Here is a 20,725-nt window from a genome sequence, read left to right as displayed (position 1 = left end):
GCAGAGATCATGACTGAACACGTAAAAAGCTATTATGCGGCTTCGGCCAACAACCACGCGCCCTACCCGCAGCTGAATGAATCCATTGAATGCGACGTCTGTATCGTCGGCGGCGGCTACACCGGTTTGTCATCGGCGCTGTTTCTGGTAGAGGCGGGGTACAACGTGGTGGTGTTGGAGTCTGCCCGCATCGGTTTCGGTGCCAGCGGACGTAACGGCGGGCAATTGGTGAACTCCTACAGCCGCGATATCGACGTCATTGAACAGCGTTATGGCGCCGAAAGCGCCCGCCTGCTCGGCAGCATGATGTTTGAAGGCGCAGAGATCATTCGCAGCCGTATCCAACGGTACGCCATCGAATGTGACTATCGCTCTGGCGGCATCTTCGCCGCGCTGAACAACCGGCAATATCACGCGTTGATCGAACAAAAACAGCACTGGGAGCGCTACGGCAATACCCAGCTTGAATTGCTGGACGCCGAGCGTATCCGCCAGGAGGTCGATAGCGAGCGCTACGTCGGCGCCCTGCTGGATCACAGCGGCGGCCATATTCACCCACTGAATCTGGCGCTCGGTGAAGCCGAAGCCATTCGCCTGCAGGGTGGACGGATCTTCGAACAGTCTGCGGTCACTCACATCCGTCATGGCGAACCGGCCATCGTCAGCACCGCCAACGGCCAGGTGACAGCGCGTTATGTGATTGTCGCCGGTAACGCTTATCTGGGCGATAAGCTGGAACCGCGGCTGGCGAAACGTAGCATGCCGTGTGGCACCCAGGTGGTGGCTACCGAACCGCTGGCGCCGGAAGTGGCGCGATCGCTGATCCCACAGAATTACTGCGTCGAAGACTGTAACTACCTGCTGGATTATTACCGTATCACCGGCGATAACCGCCTGTTGTACGGCGGCGGCGTAGTGTATGGCGCCCGCGATCCGGACGATATCGACAATCTGATCCGGCCAAAGCTGCTGAAAACTTTCCCGCAGCTCAAAGGCGTGCGTCTCGACTATCGCTGGACCGGTAATTTCCTGCTGACGCTGTCGCGCATGCCGCAGTTTGGTCGGCTGGAAAATAACGTGTATTACATGCAGGGCTACAGCGGCCACGGGGTGACCTGTACTCATTTGGCGGGCAAACTGATTGCCGAGCTGATGCGCGGCGATGCGGAAAGATTCGATGCGTTTGCCAAGCTGCCGCACCTGCCGTTCTTCGGCGGTCGCAACCTGCAAATTCCTTTCACCGCGATTGGTGCAGCTTACTACCAGCTGCGGGATCGGATTGGGGTGTAACGCTATCGGGCCCGGTATACCACCGGGCCCGAAATTACCGCTTAAACAATCTTCGGCTGGCCGTCAGAGGCGGTCGCCCCGCCGTCTACCGGGATGTTGGCACCATTGATAAAACTGGCGTCGTCACTGGCCAGGAACGCCATTACTGCCGCCACCTCTTCCGGCTCCGCCGCTCGGCCTAACGCAATACGCTCGTTAAACTTGTCGCGGATCTCCTGTGGCCAGCCGTTGGTCATATTGGTTTTCACCAGGCTCGGACATACCGAGTTGACCCGCACACCGTCACCGCCATGATCCAACGCCATGGCACGCGTCAGGTTAACCACCGCCCCTTTCGCCGCGCAGTAGTACGCCGCGCCCCAGTCACCACCCAGCCCGGAAACCGACGCGGTGTTAACGATGCAGCCTTTGGTTTTCAGCAGATACGGCATGGCGAATTTGGAACAGAACACCACGCCATCGATATCCACCCCGGCAATGCGTCGCCAGTCGGCAACGCTGGTTTCCAATACGCTGCCGGCCACGTGCACGCCTGCGTTATTGAGCAGCACGTCGATGCGGCCTAATTTTTCGGCCACCTCATTCATCATTTTTTCAACCGCAACGTGGTCGGAAACGTCAATATGTACCGCCAGAGCCTTGCCTTTTGGCAGCGAAGCGGCAACTTTGTCCACCGCCTCTTTCGCCCAGTCAGCCAATACTACGGTAGCCCCTTCGGCAGAAAAACGACGCGCTGCCGCCTCTCCCATCCCATTGCCTGCACCGGTGATCACTACCACTTTATTGTCAAAACGCATGAGACCTCCTCCATGTGAATGTATTTCTATAAATCATACAAATCCTAATGGTTCGAGGATAAAACTCATGGACGACGAGTGACAGTCAAAATGTGCGGTTTATTAATCACAAAGAGGTATTCAGTGCGAATTCAATGCGCTAGGTCAGGCATTATCGGAATTAAGCCAACCATTTGATAGGGTTAATAAAATTCATGTCAGTGACTATTGCCAACGCGCATTATCACCTATCAATAAGTCCCGTGCCGTCGCGTTAGTGCAGTTGGCGAGGTTCATTACTTCGCAATGGGGATCACCAACAGGTCAACGTTAAGGTTATTGATCGCCTGCCGGGCCGAAGATATCCATCTGCTCCAGATATCGTGATGATGGCCAAAGATAATCAGATCAATGCCTTTCTCTTTCGCCGCCCGGTTCAATTCTTCCGTCAGTTCGCCGCGGCTGATAATCACCTCTTCAACCGGGTAAGACGACTGATCCTTGATCGCATTCAGCATGTTTTTGACACGCTCCGAAAAAGTTCGGTCGGTGTAGTTGTATTCACCCACGCCCAGCTCAGCGTAATAGCCGCCACGGTGGATATCGATATAAATCAGGGATAGCCTGGCATTCAGTGCGCTTGCTAACTTGGCGCCTTTGCCGAGCAAAAATTCAGCGTCTTCGCTGAGATCGGTTGCCACAACGATATGATGATAAGCCATGATTACAGCCCTCCGCATTGCGCTGGTGAACAAAGTGGCGCTCCCTGCCAGGGCCTTTCCGCATGTTTGTTATGCTGTTTAAGTTTAGTTCAGCGCTGAAATAATCGCCTGCCCCTGGCCTTATTGTTCTTTTTATAGAACGATGCATCCTGAGTTAGCCCTCTAGTGGAATTTTCCTCTGGCCCTACACTGTTAACAAGCACTGAGATTAACCCTTGGTTAAACAAAGTTAATTGTTGTCTACGTCCCGATCACAGAGGAAAGAAAGATGAGCTCTCCAGCAAACTTTAATGGCCAGCGTCCTGTTATTGATGCCAATGACGCGGTGATGTTGTTGATTGACCACCAGAGCGGCCTGTTCCAAACCGTCGGCGATATGCCGATGACTGAACTGCGCGCTCGCGCTGGCGCACTGGCCAGTATCGCTACGCTAAGCAAATTGCCGGTCATTACCACGGCTTCCGTTCCACAGGGTCCTAACGGCCCCTTGATCCCCGAAATCCACCAAAATGCACCGCATGCGCAATATGTGGCGCGCAAAGGCGAAATCAACGCCTGGGATAATCCAGATTTTGTTGCGGCCGTAAAAGCAACCGGGCGTAAAACCCTGATTATCGCCGGAACCATCACCAGCGTTTGCATGGCCTTCCCGTCGATCAGCGCCGTGGCAGAGGGTTATAAGGTCTTTGCCGTTATCGACGCCTCCGGCACCTACTCTAAAATGGCGCAGGAGATTACTATGGCGCGAGTGGTGCAGGCCGGAGTGGTACCGATCGATACCGCCGGCGTGGCCTCTGAACTGCAGGGCAGTTGGAACCGCGAGGATGCACAGCAATGGGCTGAGGTTTACACCAAAATCTTCCCGGCATATCAGTTGCTGATTGAAAGCTATGTTAAAGCTCAGGACGTGGTGAAGAATAACGAAGTGCTGGATTCCCAGCGCGGCTAACGGTCACGCCAGGCTGGCCTGCTTCATTCTGGTCCAGCCTGTTTACCGGAGCAGCAGGCATAAAAAAACCCCGGCTTTCGGCCAGGGTCATCAATGTTTGTCGGTTACTTTCCCGACCGTCATGTTATGGCGTAAGCGTCCATCGAACACTCCAACCTTACGCAGCCTAAGCACAACTTTTTCACAACAGAAAAATAGACTGGATCGGACTTATAACTTTATGGGCCAATCTTCTTTTCTGTTGCCAATAACTTCAGTTATTGAAAATGGTGAAGCTAATTATTTTAGATAAACTCCGGGTAATCCCGGAGTTTATTCAGGCAATTATTTTATTTCTCATCTGCTCCGGCTTAAACCATCATCGCTATCGCAAGAAATAAAGCACTACCTTGAAATTATAAAACGACTACGTTGCCTGCAGACGGGCCTTTCATACCGTTTTCGACAGTGAACTCAACGCGCTGACCTTCATCAAGCGTTTTGAAATCATTGCTTTGGATAGCGGAGAAGTGTACGAACACGTCTTTGCTGCCATCTTCCGGAGAGATAAAACCAAAACCTTTACCTGCATCAAACCATTTTACCAAACCAGTCATTTTATTAGACATAGATATTTCCTTTATATTTTTGAGACGCCATAAGGCGATTGAGGTCTGTTTTTATTGGAAACTTATTGGGCACTAGAGAAGGAAATTCGCGGGAGAAGAGCTATCTATGGGATATCACTAATACTGAGAACTGCTTTACTAAAACTGCTTTCATAAGGTCTGTACTACAAACCGATGACGCTATTTACACATAGCTAGATTATTTAAGCAAGGAATATTTAACATTATATTTATACGCCCTGCTTATTATTTCCCAGATTCTGCAGCCCCACCCCCGCCCAGCAAGGCCTGATTGCCCTTTGCGGGATCGTCGCCTTAGCCGATAATGGCAATGCCCAGGCGTTCCATTAGCTGGAACACCTGGTAACTGTCCAACTTCACGCCCTGCAGATCGGTTCCGCGCAGATCCAACTCACCCAGTTCAGAGTTGGTCAGATCACAATGGGTAAAGTTGGCAGCACGCCAGTCGAAGGAGGAAAACTCGCCGCCGGACAGATCTGAGCCGCTAAAGGTCGCGCCGAGAATTTGCGCGCTGTTCCAGCGATTTTCCCACAGCTCACACTTTTCCAGCACCACTTTGGAAAAATTGGCGTAACTCAGGTTGCTTTTGGTGATGTAGGCACTGCAAAACCAGGTGCGCGAGGTAATCATGTTCATAAAGCTGGCACCGCGGAAGTCTGCGCCCTGAGCCCGGCACTCACGAATTTCGATGCCTAAAGCGTTGGCATTTCTAAAATCTGCCATCGACAGATCGCAATTCTTGAAGCTGGCGTCCTTGAGCACGGCGCGGCTGAAGTTACCGCCCTGCTGGCTCTCGCGGTCGTAAAACTGGCAGTCGATAAATTCGGTGCCGGTCAGGTCGGCGCCCGAGAAATCGCAGTTAATAAAGCTGCCATTTTCGACTTTCTCACCGGTAAACCGGTTACGAGCAATCTTTTCACCCTTCAGAGCCAGCACCATTCCATTCACCTGTTTATTTGTACAGTCAATGGCGCAGTATAATCCTATTTACATGACAGATTAAACCGCTTTAACGGGGTTTATCTGCCTCTGAGCACAAAAAAATAACCCGTGGGATAGGTGAGTTTTAAGCCTGTTTGACCTGGATCCGGTTCATATTCAAGCTGGCGTTCTGCGCCTGCACCACTCCTTGTTCAATCAGGGCATACAATCGGAAATTCAAAAAAGTATCCCCCACCGGATAAGGTGAATTTACCATCGCATCACCGACCACCCGGGAACCCTGGGTATAGTCATTCGGGCAAGCATCTAACAGTGGACGGTCATGGAAATCGAGCGCTTGCCCCTGCACGCGGTTTTCCGCAAAAATCCGTACCAGTGAGTTTTCCGCCAACAGGCGATGCCAATCGGCAATCAGCCTGGCTTTCTCTTCCGGAGAAAGCTCGCGCCGCAAGATCCACAGTGGTTCCAGCATTTCTGCCGGGCACCAGTTGGTGGCAACCCGCCCGGTGTGTTCGGTTACGTTAACCACGAAAACGCGACGTTCCCCCAGCAACGGCAATAGTGCGCGCAGCATCAGTTGCTCGTCGGGATTGGCACCCGCCCACAACGTCACCTGCCCGGTTACAGCAGCGAGTTGCGTTTTTAACGTGGTCATCGCCAGCGGCAGCGCTTCAGAGGTATCCCACTCGGGAGCATGAACAGATTGGTGCAGATCGCGCAACCAGCGGCATCGGGCTTGCAGGGCCTGATCATCATCCAGCCCATACAGCGGCCCAAACGATAGGCTATCGGCAAAATCCAGTACGTTTTCTCCCGGGTAGGCCAACCGCACGCAGCCACCCGACAGTGCGATATGCACATCCTTCATCAATGCTTCTCCTTCGCTATTGCTTAAGTCAATCCTGAGCTGAATTTTGCCCCCTTTCCCCCTGCATCACCAGGCAAATAATCTGATTTTTTGCGTTTAAGCGACATAAAAAAACCGCCCTTGGGCGGTTGATGATAAGCATGAAGATTTACTTCAGCGCTTCCTGAATGGCATCGGCCAGTGGACCAACGTGCTTTTCAGCGGCCTTAAGCTGGAAGTCTACGCCGTTGCCGTCATTGGTGTCAGACAGCGTCGCCTTGATCAACTCCAGTGCCGCTTGCACTGCCACCAGCCTTTTATGCTGTTCGTCCGTGATAGGTTTGGAACTCATGGTGGCCGGGTAATATTGCTCTAACATCGTTCTCTCCTTGTGATTACGCTAATAAGTAACTTAACAGAATTTAAAGTTTTATCTAATGAAGCGAACCACAGAACCCCCCATTACCGCTGAGGATAAGTTGCCGGTACATCGATATGGCAGAAAATACATCAGTCGAAATGATTAGCGGAACGCCACCCAACTGGCATCGGCATCGGCGGAGCGCACGCAGTTTTCCACCCAGCGTACCCCCATCGCGCCGGCATGCACGTCGGGGTACCAAAAACCAGCCAGAAACGCCTCGTCTCGCCGGTCGGTGGCGTCCATCGCCAACGCAAAGCGCCGGTAAAGATTCGACCAGGCTTCGAACAGCCCTTCGGAATGACCGCCGCCGATGCGATCCTCCGCCAATGCCATAGGATCGAGGTAGGACATACCACGCTCCAGAATACGCACCGGCTCGCCCTGCACTTCAAAGCGCAGTTGGTTAGGCTGTTCGTCCCACCATTCCAGGCTGGCCTTTTCCCCCACAATACGCACCTTTTGGCCATGCATAGAACCGCTGTTAACTGCCGAACACCACATTGAACCGACAGCGCCATTATCGTACTCCATCAGTACATAGGCATTGTCTTCCAGCGGCGCACGAGTTTTGACAAAGCTCTGGCGGCTGCACATCAACCGTTTGATCTTCAACTGCGGCACCATGGTTTCCGCCAGGAATAACGGGTGGGTGGCTAAATCACCCAATACATAGCTGGGGCCGACAAAACGCGGGTCCACCCGCCAACGCGTGCTGGGATTGTCCAGTTCCACCGGCGCGGCATGGAACCCGTGAGAGAACTGCATGTTGATGATACGGATCTCACCCAGTTGGCCATCGGCAATCATCTGACGCGCCTGAAGGATCAACTGATGCCCGGCATAGCCGTAGGTAACACCGATAATTTTATGCTGCCTTTGGCTCAGTTCCACCAGTGCTTGCGCCTCCTGCGTGGTGAAACACAGGGGTTTTTCGCACACCACGTGCAGGCCTGCTTCCAGCGCCGCCTGGCAAATAGCGAAATGGGTATTGTTTGGCGTAGCAATGGAAACCGCCTCTATGCCGTCCGCCCTGGCGGCTTCTTCACGGAATAACGTGGCGTAATCCGGATAACAGCGCTCCGCTGCCACGCCCAGGCTTTGCCCAAAGCTGCGCCCGCGCGATGCGTCAATGTCAAACGCGCCGGCCAGTAAGGTGAAAGTGCCGTCGCGCAATGCCGCAGAACGATGGATATAACCGATCTGACTGGTACCCCCGCCGCCCACCATGCCCCACCGCAGAGATCTTTCCAGAGGTTTAATACCGTTAATCATCTCGTTGCTCCTGATTAAAAACCGACACTGCGTAAATAAGTAAGGCTATCCGTTACGTCGCGCAGGCTGCCTTGCGCCTGACGCGGATCCCGTTCCTGCTCAATGGTGATCCACCCCTGATAGCCGCGCGCAGCCAATAAGTCGCGCACGGCAGGGTAATCAATCGCTCCCTTCCCCAGCGGGCACATAACCCCTTGCGCGCAGGCGGTAAAGAAATCCAAACCACGCTCCAACACATTGCGGAACACCTGCGGGTTAACGTCTTTGAAATGCAGATAATCAATCCGGGAGAAGTAGCGCTCGAGCCAGGTGAGCGGATCCATGCCGGAGTAGTACAGATGTCCGGTATCCAGACACAACCCCGCAGTGTGGTGCGGGATCTGCGCGGCCAGCAGTTCGATTTCATCAGCGAACTCAATACAGCCTCCGGCGTGCGGGTGTACCACCGGTCGTACCCCATATTCCCGCCAGGCAATCTCGCTAACGGCAATAATATGGCCGATCATGCGGTTCCAATCGGCTGTATCCAGCCGCGGTGCCTGCATTGATTGCCCGGCAAACCTGGCCCGCTGCGGATTGCCGAAGTCGATAATCACCAGATACGGCGGTGAAAAATGGCCTTCGCAAATGGGTTGCGCCTGGGGCGCCTGCGAGAGGTTGCGGCATATGTTGTGGGTCAGTGCCAGTATGTGCTCGAAGTTATGCTCGCTGACCAAATCATCAAAAATGGTGCCCCCCACCAGCGACAACGAATGCCGTTGCAACTCAGTGGTCAGAGTTGCGGCATCGGTAGGCAGGTAGCTCCAGGGCCCCAGTTCAATGCTGTGATAACCCGCTGCGCTCGCTTCCTGCAGCACTTTGCTATAAGGCGGTAGGTCAGGATTTTTAGGATCATCCACTCCCCAGCTGCAGGGAGCGTTGGCAATAGGCAAAGTCATTTTTCAGTCCGTCTCTTGGTGTTGTGTAGCGCCAGTATCAAACGAAAATTTCGAAACCAACAATGATGGAATTTTCATTTCTTGATGGCGATCGCGTTATTTCTGATAGATAAAATGATGCTTTTCTATCAAACATAGACAGGCCGTGACTTCACGGGAGCACGGTATTTTTAGCGAGGGAATTGGCTCCCAGGGCGGGAGCCGGTAATCAGATATTTTCTTTGGTGATCAGATCAAAACGGTTGATGCAGTGGGTAAACCCGGAAGCGTCGCCGCTGGCGGCAGAAATAAAGGTGTTGACGATCGAGGCGGCGAATTCCTGGATCCTGTGCCTCAACATCAGATCCAAAGTGCCGTCAATCAACGCCATCTCGCCCCCCTCAACCGGGCCATGGCAAATCAGCATGACCTCATGCTGCCTGCCGCTCTCGCGCAATGCGGCAATGATTCCCTCCACGCCGCCGCAGGGTGCATACAGAGCGACCAGGTTCGGATACTGCTCCAGCAGAGTATGAGTCACTTGCCTGGCACTTTCGGCCTGTTCATGACTGCGGACCGGCTCAAGCACCCGCTGCGTACTTAAATGCTCACGCAGATAAGAACGGAAGCTGCTTTCACAGGTTTCCTGACACTGAAAGCGGTTGTCACCGATGATCACCCCCACTTCGCCCTGCCGCCGGCACAGGCGCTCGACTGCCCAGGCGGCCGTACGGCCGGCCTGTTGATTGTCCAAGCCGATATAACCGGCGCGGCAGTGTACCGACAGATCGGACAGCAGCGTGAACACCTTCACGCCCTGGCGAGTGGCTTCTTCAACCGCATAGCGGATCATCGGATTATCCAGCGCAAGCACCCCGATAACATCCACGCTCTGGCTTAACTGCGTAATGGCGGCGGCGGTGTCGCTGACCGCGCTAATATCATGAAAAATAAATTGCGGCGGACTCTCGCGATCGTGATAAGGCATAGCTTGCTCCAGCAAGCTTTCCGCCAGCTGCGAGTAGAATGAATGCTCCTTTTTCAGCAGGATAAAACCCATTTTGAGGCGCACGGCAGGCTGTCTGGCGGCTTCAAACAGTCGGTGGGATTTCTCCAGCGCAAACCCCAGCTTTTGTGCCGCGGCTATGACTTTACGCTCCGTTTCCGGCCGCACCGGCGCGCGTTGGTTGATCACTCGATCGACCGTCGCGACACCGACGTGTGCCTCTCTGGCGATAGCCGCCAGCGTCGTTTTTTTGCCCGCCATAATCATTCCCATCACTGTTTTGATAGAAACTATCATGGCAGGCAGGTTGAAAGAAGGCCGATGCGGAGTTTGTGTGATCGGGCGCGTTAATCACCCAACGCGGAGGGAAGCCTCAACGATAAACGGAAAATTTCTTCGTCAGCGGCTTAAGTTGTTCGCTATCCCCGTACAGCGCCACCCCAACGAACTCCAGCTTGTCATACTCGGTATTGGCGGTATCGGCAATTTGCTGTTCAGCGGAGTGTGACAGCATGGTGGTGGTAAAGAAGTTGGCTAACACCCCTTCCTCCTTGCATTTGAGCATGAGATTGCTGAGCTGGCTGCTGTTTTTCGCCTGCAGGATCACGATCGGATAATGACTCATATTGGCGCTTACGCCTTCAATAGCGCTGGGATAATGGTCGAATTCACGCTGTTCGATCAGATCGGTAATGCCGGCGGTTAAATGGCAGGAAGCGTTAAATAAGGTGGCCGGTTCGTGGTTGCGGTTCAGGATGATATAGAACTTTTTCTCGTTGTCGCTGTACATCTTTTTCTCCTTGAATAGGGGCTCCAGTGTTATTCAGACGCGCAATCGCCTTCAATGATATTGATCATTGGCAAGCTACTTCCCGAGCGGCCAAGTCGTAGCCAGGCAGATTGCAGACATTGTTGCGAATGAATATCATATGCATCTTAGCAACAGGAGGTTGCCATGAAAATATATTGGTCGCGACGCCAAATCCCAGAGCTGCAGTCACTACCCCGCAGGATACGCAACCGTAATTACCGCGATGCCTATTTTAGAACTTTTCGCCATTGGGAGGGCTGGTTTGATGATCTACATCGCGTTGATTTGGCTATTTCTTCACGTATCCCATTTTATTTACCCACATGTCGAGGGCGAAATGGGGCGTTTGCTGCAGATCCTGGTCACAGTCACGATTCCCGTCTTTATATGGAGCCAGATATCAATCCATCTGATGCGGAAATACTATCGGCATCTTCTTATACGCAGTACCTAAGCCAAGGCCATTCCCCGGCTTAAAGACGTGCCCCGATAAACAGCGGCTCTGCGATGGTGTACCAACGTTTCCAGTACGATTGCGCAATTAAGCTCGAAATATGCGGTTGCGCCAAAAAACAGAGCAATAATTGAACTGCCGCTAGTCGCGCCCAGGCGCATAGTCTGGTCTTTGTCGTCGCTGGAGACCGCCATGTCCGCCATCAAACCTGAAACGCTGAACGCAACCCTCGATACCCCGACCACTCACTGGCCGGCTATCGCCAATGTGGTGCTCGCCGGTATTGCCGTTGCCCTGCACGTGGGTAAAGCGACTATTGCCTTACCGGAGCTGCAACGCGAATTCGGCCGTTCACTGGAGTCGCTGAGCTGGATCATTTCGGCCTTTCCTTTTATCGGCGTGTTCGGTGGCATCGCCGCCGGCCTGCTGGTGCGCCGCTGGGGCGACCGGCGTTTGTTGGGGCTGGGATTGGTGATCGTCAGCGCCGCCAGCTTCGTTGGCGCGGCTCAACACAACTTCATCGGTTTGATCGTCACCCGCGCGATTGAAGGGATAGGGTTCGTTATCGTCGTGGTCTCAGCGCCAACCGTGCTCACACGCGTGGTTTCAGCGCAAAAACGTAATCTGGTCTTCAGTATTTGGAGCACCTTTATGCCGGCGGGCATGGCCATTTCGCTGTTTTTCGGCCCGCATTTTAGCAACTGGCAACAAAGCTGGATCGCCGGCGGTATCCTCACCCTGCTGGCCGCGCTACTGCTGCCATTCACCACTCCGCGAGCCGCTGTCACCACGTCTTCCACTGTTGCCTTTAAACTGCGTCAGGCGTTGGTCAGCATCCTGCGCGCACGGCAGCCCCTGCTGCTGGCCTTGATATTTACTACCTATAACCTGCAGTTCTTCGCCGTGATGGCCTTTCTGCCGATTTTCCTGATGCAGCGCATCGGGCTGACGCTGGCTACCGCCGGTGGGATCAGCGCGGCGGTGATAGCCGTAAATATCCTCGGCAATCTTGCAGCTGGGGTACTGCTTTCACGCGGTCTGCGGGCTCGAACTCTGCTCGCTGTTGTCAGCCTGCTGATGGGGCTTGCCGGTACCGGCGTTTTCCTGTCCGTTACACCAAACGCTTTACTGATCCCGCTGTGCTTAGTATTTAGCGCCATTGGCGGCATGATCCCCGCCACCATTCTGGCCGCCACTCCGGCGGCGGCGCCAGAGCCGGGTTTGATCCCGTTGAGCCTGGGGCTGGTGATGCAAGGCATTTATCTCGGTCAGGTGATCGGCCCCATCGTACTGAGTGCGCTTGTTGCCTATGCCGGTTGGTCTGCGCCCGCGGGTATGGTGCTGGCCGCCGCGCTGTTGGGCAGTATCCTGGCACTGGCGCTCGCATCGAAAACCAGAGCCTAGGCAATGCATGCCCTGCCACCGTTTCATCAGCTTAATATCCTCATAACATAAGGCACTATTAGTAAATTCTATTAACTGTTCACCGATAAAATCCGCTACCTGTTAACCGTTTGTGATGATAGGGTTTATTCTTCAAGAAGTGTCAATGCCGGTGAATACCGAGATCCACCGGCAAAATCTATCATCTGAGGGACGGGTATGATGTCTAAAGGTATTTCAAAGGGATTCTTTCTTCTGATCCTTTTTATCGTTACCGCTGCTTTTATGGACGTCTTGGGTCCCTACTACTCATCTGTGCTGTGGGCTATCATCCTGGCGGTGATTTTCCACCCTGTGAAACAAAAACTTAAACAGTATCTGGGAGACCGAAACGGCCTGGTTTCATTGATAACGCTCGCGGTGATCTGTTTGATCGTCTTTACGCCATTGGCGATCATCGCTTCTTCATTGGCGATTGAACTGAATGTCGTTTACACCAAGCTGCAGACCAATAATACGCAGTTCCCGGTTATTGTTGCCGACACCCTGAAATTGCTCCCCGGATGGGCACGGCATTTTCTGGCGGAACATAATCTGGACAGCGCCGCGGAAATACAGAAACAACTTTCCGAAGTGGCACTCAAGGGCGGCCAATACCTGGCCGGCAGCGTCTTTTTGATTGGTAAAGGCACCTTCAACTTCGCCGTGGGTTTTGGCGTCATGCTGTATCTGCTGTTCTTCCTGCTCAAAGACGGCCCTTATCTGGTCAATCTGACGCTGGAAGCCCTGCCGTTATCCCAGCACGTTAAACACCATTTGTTTGTGAAATTCGCTGCCGTGTCACGCGCGACGGTGAAAGGCACGGTGGTCGTGGCCGTGGTGCAAGGTGCGCTTGGCGGTCTGGCATTTTACTTCACCGGGATCGACGGCAGCCTGCTGTGGGGCGCGTTGATGGCATTCCTGTCTATCATCCCTGCGGTGGGTTCCGCCATTATCTGGGTACCGGCAGCCATCTATTTCTTCGCCACCGGCATGCTGTGGAAAGGCCTGTTCCTGGTCGGTTTCTTCGTGGTGATCATCGGGTTGGTCGACAATATTCTTCGCCCGCTGTTGGTCGGCAAAGACACCAAAATGCCGGACTACCTGATCCTGATTTCCACCTTGGGTGGCATGGAGATTTACGGTATTAACGGCTTCGTTATCGGCCCATTGATCGCCGCCCTGTTCATCGCCTGCTGGAATATTCTTTCCGGCCGCGACAGTGCAGAAACCACCGATGAGATCGACGAAGATTTTATCGAGGAAGGCAAGAATCACCCAGACGCCACCAAGGCGGAGTGAATAATAAAAAGTCGTTTTTTGATTGAGCATTACGACTTAATGTAAAAAATACCCCGCATACTGCGGGGTATTTTACGATGGCATCATACCGGTGTAATCAGCCGTGTATAATTTGCCTGAACCGTTGGCCCCCATACACCATCACGTTGCCGCACAGAACCACCAACGATATTCTGGAACCCGACGCACTCACCATGAACGCAGATGGTCGCACTGAGCAAGGTTCGTTCATTTAACCCATGAGACTGCATATAAATATCGGTTGGTAATGGCTTGCCCGCTGCATCGATGGGAATTTCCAACATGCTCACGCTATAGTTACCAAACGATTCCCCCTCGTTGAATTTATATAGTTCAACGTAATTTTTCCAAACTTCCACACCATCAACTTTATAATGACTTTGTAATTCGCTCAGAGATGCTCCCGTATCATCTTCCATTGCAATAGTATCGAATCCAAACTCAACTTTTTGATTGTCCATTATTAATCTCTCTCTGACTTCCCATTTTAATTATCAGGCTACAAACCCGAACCATTGCCGGTACCGACACAGTCAGTTTATGTAATCTATAGAACATAACGTACTGAATGCCGTTGTTTGGCCTATCAGTAAACATTGGCTTATCTTTGAATGTCCGGATTATCTTGACGCAGGCCAGGCCCGAGAAATACAGGCTCACAACCAAAACGTCTAAATGAGGCTGGTAATATGGCTAAATTTTTTACGAAAACACTCGCGATAATATATAGGCAGGGCTGGATTGGGTCGTTATTGCCATTTAAATAGGAGAGGTTTGTGGGGGATGATAAGGATTGCAGTTTGAATAATAAAAAACGGGAACCATCAGGCTCCCGTTATCATTTGACGCTAAAACACCATTACATGTGCTTAACGATAGCGTCGCCAAACTCTGAACATTTCAGCAGCTTAGCGCCTTCCATCAGGCGTTCGAAGTCATAGGTCACGGTCTTGGCAGCGATGGCGCCTTCCATGCCCTTAACAATCAGGTCAGCCGCTTCGAACCAACCCATGTGACGCAGCATCATTTCTGCAGACAGGATGATGGAACCTGGGTTCACTTTGTCCTGGCCGGCATACTTAGGTGCGGTACCGTGGGTGGCTTCGAACAGCGCGCAATCGGAACCGATGTTGGCGCCAGGTGCGATACCGATACCGCCAACCTGCGCGGCCAGGGCGTCGGAGATGTAGTCACCGTTCAGGTTCATACAGGCGATCACGTCGTATTCAGCCGGACGCAGCAGGATTTGCTGCAGGAAGGCGTCGGCGATCACGTCTTTAACCACGATCTCTTTACCGGTGTTCGGGTTCTTGATTTTCAGCCATGGGCCGCCGTCGATCAGTTCGCCACCAAACTCTTCGCGCGCCAGTTCGTAGCCCCAATCCTTGAAGGCACCTTCGGTGAACTTCATGATGTTGCCTTTGTGAACCAGGGTCACAGAGTCGCGGTCGTTGGTGATCGCGTATTCGATCGCCGCACGTACCAGACGTTTTGTCCCTTCTTCAGAACATGGCTTCACGCCGATACCACATTGCTCTGGGAAGCGGATTTTTTTCACGCCCATTTCGTCGCGCAGGAACTTGATCACTTTGTCTGCTTCTGCAGAACCGGCTTTCCACTCGATACCTGCGTAGATGTCTTCGGCGTTTTCGCGGAAGATCACCATGTCGGTCAGCTCTGGCTGTTTAACCGGGCTTGGAGTGCCCTGGTAGTAACGCACCGGACGCAGACACACGTACAGGTCCAGTTGCTGGCGCAGGGCCACGTTCAGGGAGCGAATACCGCCACCGACTGGGGTAGTCAGCGGGCCTTTGATGGCAACGCGGTAGTCACGGATCAGATCCAGGGTTTCTTCCGGCAGCCACACGTCTTTCCCGTAAACGTGAGTGGATTTTTCGCCGGTGTAGATTTCCATCCAGGAGATTTTACGTTCGCCGTGGTAGGCTTTTTTCACTGCTGCATCAACCACGTGAATCATAGCAGGGGTAACGTCAACGCCAATGCCGTCGCCTTCGATAAACGGAATGATCGGGTTATTCGGAACAACCAGTTTACCCTGGGCATCGACCGTAATCTTTTTACCTTCTGCCGGAACAACTACTTTGCTTTCCATCAACCTCTCCTTCAAGCGCAATTTTTGTTAATGCTTTGTAAGATGCGTGTAGATACTACTGGAATTTTCAGTCCGCGCCAATCCGAAACGGATTCGGTTATAATGCGCCTATCATCCGTAATCTCAACTGTTATGAAAAAATTCTCTGTTAAAAATCACAAAGTTAAACGATTCAGCAAGCCTGCCCCCGCCAAACCCGCAGTCGCACAGGGGCCGCGTCGCGTGGTGTTATTCAATAAGCCGTTCGATGTGCTGCCGCAATTTACCGATGAAGCCGGCCGCACCACCCTGAAAGAATTCATTCCATTTCCCGATGTTTACGCCGCCGGACGTTTGGATCGTGACAGCGAAGGTTTATTGGTGCTAACCAATGACGGCAAGCTGCAGGCGCAACTCACCCAGCCGGGCAAACGTACCGGAAAAGTCTATTACGTGCAGGTCGAAGGCGCCCCGCAGGAGAGCGATCTGGCCCCCTTGCGCAACGGCGTCACGCTCAAAGACGGCCCGACGTTGCCGGCAGGCGTTGAGTTGGTCGCAGAACCGCAATGGCTGTGGCCGCGCAATCCGCCCATTCGCGAACGCAAATCAATCCCCACCGCCTGGCTGAAAGTCACCCTTTATGAAGGCCGAAACCGCCAGGTGCGTCGCATGACTGCACACATCGGCTTTCCTACCCTGCGGCTGATTCGCTACAGTATGGGTAATCTTTCATTGGGCGAATTGCAGCCCGGTGAATGGAAAACCCTGGACTCACTGTAACCAGCCCGAGGAGCAGCAACGATGAAAACATTAACCGCGCTACTGTTCACCGCCCTGCTTTCGGTTCCTGCCGTTCAGGCCGCCAGTTTTGACTGCGCCAAAGCCGTCAGTGCCGACGAAAAGGCCATCTGCGCCAGCCGTACGCTGAGTGACAAAGACGTGGAAATGGCGACTAAGTACCAGTTTTTACATGGTCTGTTCGCCATGGGAGTGCGCGGTGAGATGCAAGATCAGCAACAGCGCTGGCTGGCACAGCGGAAATTGTGCGGGAGCGACGTCAGTTGTCTTTCAGGCAGCTATCAGGCCCGTATTACCGAACTGGATGACATCTATCAGCATATCAATAAGCCGCTGTAAGGGACCTTTATGTTTAAACCGCACGTCACCGTTGCCTGCGTGGTTCACGCCGCCGGCAAGTTTTTGATCGTCGAAGAGACGATTAATAACAAGGCGCTTTGGAATCAGCCGGCAGGGCACCTTGAAGCCGACGAAACGCTGGTGCAGGCCGCCGAGCGCGAGCTGTGGGAAGAAACCGGCATTCGCGCCACGCCACAGTCATTCCTCAAGCTGCACCAGTGGATCGCACCGGACAATACGCCGTTTCTGCGCTTCTGCTTTGTCATCGAGCTCGAACAGCAGTTGCCGACCGAACCGCACGACAGCGATATCGACCGCTGTCTGTGGCTGAGCGCCGACGAGATTTTGCAGGCCCCTAACCTGCGATCCGCACTGGTCGCGGAAAGCCTTCGTTGTTACCAACAGCCGGAACGTTACCCGCTATCGCTGGTCAGCAGCTATAACTGGCCGTTCTGAGATGAATAAGTGCCGTGCGCCGGCGCAGGCAACGTGGTAAAATCCTGCGCTTGTTTTTTATCAGCACGGTTCGTGTTCAAGTTCGTGAGATCCCCATGTCAGACAACAGCCAGAAAAAAGTAATCGTCGGTATGTCCGGCGGCGTCGACTCTTCCGTTACTGCCTATCTGTTACAGCAACAGGGCTATCAGGTCGCTGGGCTGTTTATGAAGAACTGGGAAGAAGACGATGATGAAGAGTACTGCTCCGCAGCGACCGATTTGGCCGATGCACAGGCGGTATGCGACAAACTCGGCATCGAACTGCACACGGTGAACTTCGCGGCAGAGTACTGGGACAACGTCTTTGAACTGTTCCTGGAAGAGTACAAGGCCGGCCGTACGCCGAACCCGGACATCCTGTGCAATAAAGAAATCAAATTCAAAGCCTTCCTGGAATTCGCCGCCGAAGATCTGGGGGCCGATTTTATCGCCACAGGCCACTACGTGCGCCGCCAGGACGTTGACGGCAAAAGCCGCCTGCTGCGCGGCGTCGACGGCAATAAAGACCAAAGCTATTTCCTCTACACCCTGAGCCACGAGCAGGTTGCGCAAAGCCTGTTCCCGGTCGGTGAGCTGGAAAAACCGGAGGTGCGCCGCATCGCCGAACAGCTGGATCTGGTCACCGCCAAGAAAAAAGACTCCACTGGCATCTGCTTTATCGGCGAACGCAAGTTCCGCGACTTCCTTGGCCGCTACCTGCCTGCACAGCCGGGCACGATTGTCAGCGTTGACGGCCAGACCGTCGGTGAACATCAGGGCCTGATGTACCACACCCTGGGCCAGCGTAAAGGGCTCGGCATCGGTGGTATGAAGGACAGCAGTGAAGATCCGTGGTACGTTGTGGACAAAGACGTCGCCAACAACGTGCTGGTGGTTGCCCAGGGGCATGAGCATCCGCGCCTGATGTCCGTCGGTCTGGTAGCGCAGCAGCTGCATTGGGTCGATCGCCTGCCGCTGAGCGGCCCCTTCCGCTGTACGGTGAAAACCCGTTATCGCCAGCAGGACATTCCGTGTACCGTTACCCCACTTGACGAAGAGCGTATTGAAGTGCGTTTCGACGAGCCGGTCGCTGCAGTGACACCAGGCCAGTCTGCCGTGTTCTATCAGGATGAAATCTGCCTCGGTGGCGGCATTATCGAACAGCGTTTACAGGAGTAATCGTGGCGAAGAATTATTATGACATTACGCTGGCCATGGCTGGAATCAGCCAGGCGGCGCTTATGGTTCAGCAGTTGGCGCACGAAGGTCAATGCGATCGTGAAGCTTTCCATACTTCGCTGAACAGCCTGCTGCAGATGGACCCCTCTTCCACGCTGGCGGTGTTCGGCGGGGAAGAGCGCAATTTGAAAGTTGGCCTCGAGACGCTGATGAGCGTGCTCAACGCCAACAATAAAGGGTTAGGTGCCGAACTGACCCGGTACACCATCAGCCTGATGGTGCTGGAGCGCAAGCTCAACGCCAATAAGCAGGCGATGAACCAGCTTGGCGAACGTCTCGGCCAGCTTGGCGAACGTCTCGGCCAGCTTGAGCGCCAACTGGCGCATTTTGATCTGGAGTCAGACACTATTATCAGCGCGCTGGCCGGCATTTATGTCGACGTGGTCAGCCCGCTCGGGCCGCGCATCCAGGTGACCGGCTCGCCGGCCATTCTGCAGAATCCGCAGGTGCAGGCCAAGGTTCGTGCCACGCTGCTGGCCGGCATCCGTGCCGCCGTACTGTGGCAACAGGTTGGCGGCAGCCGCCTGCAGTTAATGTTTTCCCGTAATCGTCTGTTTAAACAGGCGCAAAATATCGTTGCTCATTGTTAATTGATCCCAGGAGTTGCTACCGATGGAATTATCCTCACTGACCGCCGTCTCACCCGTTGATGGACGCTACGGTGATAAAGTCAGCGCACTGCGCGCCATTTTCAGCGAATACGGTCTGCTGAAATTCCGCGTGCAGGTTGAAGTACGTTGGCTGCAAAAACTGGCCACCTGTGCAGAAATCAAAGAAGTTCCGGCTTTTGACGCCGACGCAAACGCTTTCCTCGACAAGATCGTCGCGGAATTCAGCGAAGAAGACGCACAGCGCATCAAGACCATCGAACGCACCACCAACCACGACGTCAAAGCGGTTGAGTATTTCCTGAAAGAAAAAGTGGACGCGATCCCTGCTCTGCAGGCGGTGTCCGAGTTTATCCACTTTGCCTGTACCTCAGAAGACATCAACAACCTGTCACATGCGCTGATGCTGCAAACTGCGCGTCAGGACGTGGTGCTGCCGTACTGGCGCAAAATCATCGATTCAATCAAGGGCCTGGCGCTGGAATACCGCGATATTCCGCTGCTGTCCCGTACCCACGGTCAGCCGGCAACCCCGTCAACCGTCGGTAAAGAATTCGCCAACGTGGCCTACCGTATGGAACGTCAGTTCCGTCAGCTGGAGCGCGTGGAGATCATGGGTAAAATCAACGGTGCGGTCGGCAACTATAACGCCCACATCGTGGCTTACCCGGAAGTGGACTGGCATGCATTCAGCGAAGACTTCGTGACTTCACTGGGCATTACCTGGAACCCGTACACCACCCAAATCGAACCGCACGACTACATTGCCGAGCTGTTCGACTGCGTGGCGCGTTTCAACACCATTCTGATCGACTTCGACCGTGATATCTGGGGTTATATCGCCCTGAATCACTTTAAGCAGAAGACCATCGCCGGTGAAATCGGCTCTTCCACCATGCCGCACAAGGTCAACCCGATCGACTTCGAGAACTCCGAAGGCAACCTGGGCCTGTCTAACGCGGTGCTGGGCCACCTGGCCAGCAAACTGCCGGTGTCTCGCTGGCAGCGCGACCTGACCGACTCCACCGTGCTGCGTAACCTGGGCGTGGGTCTGGGCTATGCGTTGATCGCCTATCAGGCGACCATGAAAGGCATCAGCAAGCTGGAAGTCAATCAGACACATCTGCTGGACGAGCTGGATCACAACTGGGAAGTATTGGCCGAGCCGATCCAGACCGTGATGCGTCGTTACGGCATCGAAAAGCCGTATGAAAAGCTGAAAGAGCTGACCCGCGGCAAACGCGTGGATGCCGCCGGTATGCAGGCATTTATCGATGGTCTGGCGCTGCCGGAAGAAGAAAAAACCCGCCTGAAAGCCATGACCCCGGCAAACTATATTGGCCGCGCGGCGACCATGGTCGATGAGCTGAAGTAAGCGTTTTGTTCCGA

At 53.8% G+C, this 20,725-nt stretch carries 23 protein-coding genes; 11 read left to right on the top strand and 12 right to left on the bottom strand.

What is annotated here, in order from left to right:
- The first annotated feature begins 9 nt into the window (after positions 1–9).
- Positions 10–1,290 carry an NAD(P)/FAD-dependent oxidoreductase gene (locus tag AAZT04_RS06080; RefSeq protein WP_434679288.1) on the top strand — a complete coding sequence of 427 codons (1,281 nt, stop codon included), beginning with the start codon at positions 10–12 and terminating at the stop codon, positions 1,288–1,290.
- Between the two features lie 41 nt (positions 1,291–1,331).
- On the opposite strand, the gene AAZT04_RS06075 is transcribed toward AAZT04_RS06080, so the two are convergent.
- Positions 1,332–2,087 carry an SDR family NAD(P)-dependent oxidoreductase gene (locus AAZT04_RS06075; protein WP_020826497.1) on the bottom strand — a complete coding sequence of 252 codons (756 nt, stop codon included), beginning with the start codon at positions 2,085–2,087 and terminating at the stop codon, positions 1,332–1,334.
- A gap of 275 nt (positions 2,088–2,362) precedes the next feature.
- Positions 2,363–2,788 carry a universal stress protein gene (locus tag AAZT04_RS06070; RefSeq protein ID WP_020826496.1) on the bottom strand — a complete coding sequence of 142 codons (426 nt, stop codon included), beginning with the start codon at positions 2,786–2,788 and terminating at the stop codon, positions 2,363–2,365.
- A 268-nt stretch (positions 2,789–3,056) separates the two neighbouring features.
- Here AAZT04_RS06070 and AAZT04_RS06065 point away from each other — a divergent pair, with 268 nt between their 5' ends.
- A complete protein-coding gene (locus AAZT04_RS06065) occupies positions 3,057–3,737 on the top strand; it encodes a hydrolase (RefSeq protein ID WP_020826495.1) in 681 nt (226 codons plus the stop codon).
- A gap of 395 nt (positions 3,738–4,132) precedes the next feature.
- On the opposite strand, the gene cspE is transcribed toward AAZT04_RS06065, so the two are convergent.
- From cspE to AAZT04_RS06025, 8 genes are all read right to left on the bottom strand, one after another.
- Positions 4,133–4,345, bottom strand: a complete 213-nt coding sequence (cspE, locus tag AAZT04_RS06060) for a transcription antiterminator/RNA stability regulator CspE (RefSeq protein WP_020826494.1) — start codon at positions 4,343–4,345, stop codon at positions 4,133–4,135.
- A 315-nt stretch (positions 4,346–4,660) separates the two neighbouring features.
- Positions 4,661–5,305, bottom strand: a complete 645-nt coding sequence (locus AAZT04_RS06055; RefSeq protein WP_020826493.1) for a Qnr family pentapeptide repeat protein — start codon at positions 5,303–5,305, stop codon at positions 4,661–4,663.
- Between the two features lie 127 nt (positions 5,306–5,432).
- Positions 5,433–6,176, bottom strand: coding sequence for a DUF3658 domain-containing protein (locus AAZT04_RS06050; protein WP_046373799.1), 744 nt, complete (start codon positions 6,174–6,176; stop codon positions 5,433–5,435).
- 148 nt (positions 6,177–6,324) lie between these two features.
- On the bottom strand, positions 6,325–6,534 hold the full coding sequence (locus tag AAZT04_RS06045) for a hypothetical protein (RefSeq protein ID WP_020826491.1): 210 nt from the start codon (positions 6,532–6,534) through the stop codon (positions 6,325–6,327).
- 144 nt (positions 6,535–6,678) lie between these two features.
- On the bottom strand, positions 6,679–7,851 hold the full coding sequence (locus AAZT04_RS06040) for a Gfo/Idh/MocA family protein (RefSeq protein ID WP_116690683.1): 1,173 nt from the start codon (positions 7,849–7,851) through the stop codon (positions 6,679–6,681).
- 14 nt (positions 7,852–7,865) lie between these two features.
- Positions 7,866–8,789 (bottom strand): TIM barrel protein, encoded by a 924-nt coding sequence (locus AAZT04_RS06035; RefSeq protein WP_048762633.1) that lies wholly within the window; start codon positions 8,787–8,789, stop codon positions 7,866–7,868.
- A gap of 208 nt (positions 8,790–8,997) precedes the next feature.
- A complete protein-coding gene (locus AAZT04_RS06030; RefSeq protein WP_176983957.1) occupies positions 8,998–10,035 on the bottom strand; it encodes a LacI family DNA-binding transcriptional regulator in 1,038 nt (345 codons plus the stop codon).
- Between the two features lie 112 nt (positions 10,036–10,147).
- Complete coding sequence (locus AAZT04_RS06025; protein ID WP_020826487.1) at positions 10,148–10,564, bottom strand: DUF2000 domain-containing protein; 417 nt, start codon at positions 10,562–10,564, stop codon at positions 10,148–10,150.
- A gap of 165 nt (positions 10,565–10,729) precedes the next feature.
- Here AAZT04_RS06025 and AAZT04_RS06020 point away from each other — a divergent pair, with 165 nt between their 5' ends.
- The 3 genes from AAZT04_RS06020 (at position 10,730) to AAZT04_RS06010 (ending at position 13,763) form a co-directional block, all read left to right on the top strand.
- Positions 10,730–11,062, top strand: a complete 333-nt coding sequence (locus AAZT04_RS06020; RefSeq protein ID WP_172958948.1) for a hypothetical protein — start codon at positions 10,730–10,732, stop codon at positions 11,060–11,062.
- A 169-nt stretch (positions 11,063–11,231) separates the two neighbouring features.
- On the top strand, positions 11,232–12,443 hold the full coding sequence (locus tag AAZT04_RS06015; protein WP_434679282.1) for an MFS transporter: 1,212 nt from the start codon (positions 11,232–11,234) through the stop codon (positions 12,441–12,443).
- Positions 12,444–12,641: 198 nt separating this feature from the next.
- Positions 12,642–13,763: an AI-2E family transporter gene (locus AAZT04_RS06010; protein WP_020826483.1), complete on the top strand. Its 1,122-nt coding sequence runs from the start codon at positions 12,642–12,644 to the stop codon at positions 13,761–13,763.
- 83 nt (positions 13,764–13,846) lie between these two features.
- Here the strand turns inward: AAZT04_RS06010 and AAZT04_RS06005 are convergent, their stop codons facing one another.
- Positions 13,847–14,245 carry a hypothetical protein gene (locus AAZT04_RS06005; RefSeq protein ID WP_129982990.1) on the bottom strand — a complete coding sequence of 133 codons (399 nt, stop codon included), beginning with the start codon at positions 14,243–14,245 and terminating at the stop codon, positions 13,847–13,849.
- A 398-nt stretch (positions 14,246–14,643) separates the two neighbouring features.
- Positions 14,644–15,897 (bottom strand): NADP-dependent isocitrate dehydrogenase, encoded by a 1,254-nt coding sequence (icd, locus tag AAZT04_RS06000; RefSeq protein WP_012006449.1) that lies wholly within the window; start codon positions 15,895–15,897, stop codon positions 14,644–14,646.
- A gap of 132 nt (positions 15,898–16,029) precedes the next feature.
- On the opposite strand from icd, the gene rluE reads away from it, so the two are divergent.
- The 6 genes from rluE to purB all read left to right on the top strand — a co-directional run bounded on the left by rluE (position 16,030) and on the right by purB (position 20,711).
- Positions 16,030–16,656: a 23S rRNA pseudouridine(2457) synthase RluE gene (gene rluE / locus AAZT04_RS05995; RefSeq protein ID WP_122078727.1), complete on the top strand. Its 627-nt coding sequence runs from the start codon at positions 16,030–16,032 to the stop codon at positions 16,654–16,656.
- Positions 16,657–16,677: 21 nt separating this feature from the next.
- A complete protein-coding gene (locus tag AAZT04_RS05990; protein ID WP_020826480.1) occupies positions 16,678–17,013 on the top strand; it encodes a lysozyme inhibitor LprI family protein in 336 nt (111 codons plus the stop codon).
- 9 nt (positions 17,014–17,022) lie between these two features.
- Positions 17,023–17,469, top strand: coding sequence for an NUDIX hydrolase (locus AAZT04_RS05985; RefSeq protein WP_048760698.1), 447 nt, complete (start codon positions 17,023–17,025; stop codon positions 17,467–17,469).
- 95 nt (positions 17,470–17,564) lie between these two features.
- The gene (gene mnmA / locus AAZT04_RS05980; protein WP_434679277.1) at positions 17,565–18,668 is read left to right on the top strand and encodes a tRNA 2-thiouridine(34) synthase MnmA; all 1,104 of its coding nucleotides are present in this window, start codon (positions 17,565–17,567) and stop codon (positions 18,666–18,668) included.
- Positions 18,669–18,670: 2 nt separating this feature from the next.
- Positions 18,671–19,318, top strand: a complete 648-nt coding sequence (gene hflD, locus AAZT04_RS05975) for a high frequency lysogenization protein HflD (protein ID WP_434679275.1) — start codon at positions 18,671–18,673, stop codon at positions 19,316–19,318.
- Positions 19,319–19,340: 22 nt separating this feature from the next.
- Positions 19,341–20,711, top strand: a complete 1,371-nt coding sequence (gene purB / locus AAZT04_RS05970; RefSeq protein ID WP_176983955.1) for an adenylosuccinate lyase — start codon at positions 19,341–19,343, stop codon at positions 20,709–20,711.
- The last annotated feature ends 14 nt before the right edge of the window (positions 20,712–20,725 follow it).

The sequence above is a fragment of the Serratia sp. Je.1.23.a genome (assembly GCF_051129805.1).
GTDB classification, from domain to species: domain Bacteria; phylum Pseudomonadota; class Gammaproteobacteria; order Enterobacterales; family Enterobacteriaceae; genus Serratia; species Serratia liquefaciens.
The sequence above is the reverse complement of the archived record's forward strand: the minus strand, read 5'-3'. Positions and strand labels throughout refer to the sequence as shown.